The organism is Cyanobacteriota bacterium, assembly GCA_025054735.1.
Lineage (GTDB): Bacteria > Cyanobacteriota > Cyanobacteriia > SKYG9 > SKYG9 > SKYG9.
On record JANWZG010000537.1, the window covers coordinates 1 to 2144 of the forward strand.

The 2144-nt window shown below is 51.4% G+C and carries 2 protein-coding genes; both read right to left on the bottom strand.

What is annotated here, in order from left to right; all coding sequences use genetic code 11:
* Positions 1-563, bottom strand: a 563-nt coding sequence (locus tag NZ772_17840) for a GNAT family N-acetyltransferase (GenBank protein MCS6815416.1), incomplete at its 3' end; no start/stop codon positions are given.
* Positions 550-2144, bottom strand: a 1595-nt coding sequence (locus tag NZ772_17845; GenBank protein ID MCS6815417.1) for a Ppx/GppA family phosphatase, incomplete at its 5' end; no start/stop codon positions are given. The genes NZ772_17845 and NZ772_17840, both read right to left, overlap by 14 nt.

The following is a 2144-nucleotide window of genomic DNA, read 5'->3' on the forward strand; positions in this document are numbered from 1 at the left end:
CAGATGCGAGGATGGCGATCAAGATGGCCGTTGTGGATTTGGGCTTGTTGCTGATACAAAGCTTGAAATGGCTCAACGGGAAACTGATTGCCCATAGGGGATACGGGGTGAATGGGCAGACGGCGCTCTCGCAGGCCAATACTATCGGTAGAGAGGCTCCAGCCATAGTAAACTCCGCCTTGACCATAACCCAGTTTGCGATAGAGGTGATGAATCGCTGGGTAGAGTGTGGATAGGGCTATGCCAGTAGCATGAAGTTCTTGTAGAACTTGCTCCATCATGAATAGCGCTGCTTTCTGACCTCGATACTCTGCGCCGATCGCTACCCCGGCAATGCCCGTCATAGCCACACGTCGCCCCCCGAACCATTGCCCCATCGGAATTAAGGCCACTCCTCCTAGGATGTTATCTCCCTGGCGAACGATGCGGTAGTTTTCCATTCCCAGGCGGGCATAGAATGGTTCGTCTTCCCAGGCTGTAATGTTGAAGCACTGTTGCAGGATGGCACCGTAGCGATCGGCATCGGCCATGTCTCGCAGACGGCTATAGTCAAGCGGGGTCATGGTTTTCCAAAATGGGTACCAGTGTTACACCATACTCGACCTCAAAGGCTGATTTCTTGTAGTTCAAGCTCCAGATTTCAAGGCTACAGTCGTCATTAGCCACGGCTGGACGAATCCACAGATGCAGTTCTCGTTTCTCTGGGTGATAGTCACAGTAAATGCTCTCAATGGCCCCAATCTGGCGACGGTCAAGGGCTACGGCTAGCCGCAACAGAGCGCTGAGTTGCTCCACTGCTTTGCGATGGTGTTTACTGAGCAGGTTACGATAGTTTTCGTGTTTTTTCTTAGGGGGACTTTTGCGGTGATAGCGAGCAAGGTTGGCAATTGTCTCAATTTCTGTTTCTGTGTACCCCAGTAAGTCTCCATAGCGGATTAGGTAATAGGAGTGCTTGTGGTGAGCGGAATGATTCACATGGTGTCCACAGTTGTGCAAGATGGCGGCTGCCCATAGCAACTCTCGCTCTGCTGCGCCCCAATTGTGCAAGTATTCTCTCGTTTGGTCAAATAGTTCTAGGGCAAACTTGGCGACGCGATCGCTATGGCGTAGATTGACTTGATACTTCTGAGCCATATGAATTACGCTGCGCTGGCGGATGGAGCTTTGATAGAGCAGGTGATCTTCAATCAACCCGTGGGTCAACATCCAGTCCACGATCATGCCTTCGCGCAATGCCCGCTCACAGACTGTGATCTGCTCAATTGCTAGCATAGTCATGGCTTCATGGAGAATCACAGCCCCTGCTAGGATAATATCTGCCCGTTTGTCGGACATTCCAGGGAAGAGCAACCGCTCGTGATAGTTAGCTCGTCGCAGGCGATTTACCATCTCAGTCAAGTCCTTGAGACTAAACTGATAGCCATTTAAGGGATCAGGAATAAACCCCAAGGTTTCTCGCGCATGGAAAATAGCTAGGGCTTCGATCGTGCCTGATGTTCCTATTAATTTGGGGGCTAAGGAGGGCGATTGCTGACTTAGCAATGTCTTTAGTTCCTCTACAGGACGCTCTAACATCCCTCGCACGTAGGCCCGCAAGGTCTGAAATTCTATAGGGCTAATAGGGTCAGTGGTCACAAACTCAGCCGTTAACCGCACCGCTCCAACTTTGGTGCTATTGAGGGAGATAGGCTCACGACCATCTCCTAAAATTAGTTCGGTAGAACCACCCCCAATATCAATCACAATGTGAGACTGGTTCCGAAACTCGATGCCTGATAGTACTCCTAGGTAAATGCGGCGGGCTTCTTCTTGGCCAGAAATGAGGTTGATCCAAAGGCCCAACTCGCGCTCAACTCGTTCTAGAAAAGCTCTGCCATTGGGTGCTTCGCGAACGGCGCTGGTGGCTACGGCTAAAATTTCTTCTGCGTGCAGGGTTGCTGCTAGGTCTTGGCAGCGCTTTAGGGCTGCTAGTGCCCGCTCCATGGCTTCTGGGGTCAAGTCACCATTGGGAGCACGATCGCCCAAGCGGACGGTAGCTTTTTCCCGTGAAATGATGGTGAAGGCAGGTAGTGCAGGCTGTATGTTTACAACCACCATGTGGATAGAGTTGGTGCCAACATCAATGGCGGCGATGATGCGATCGT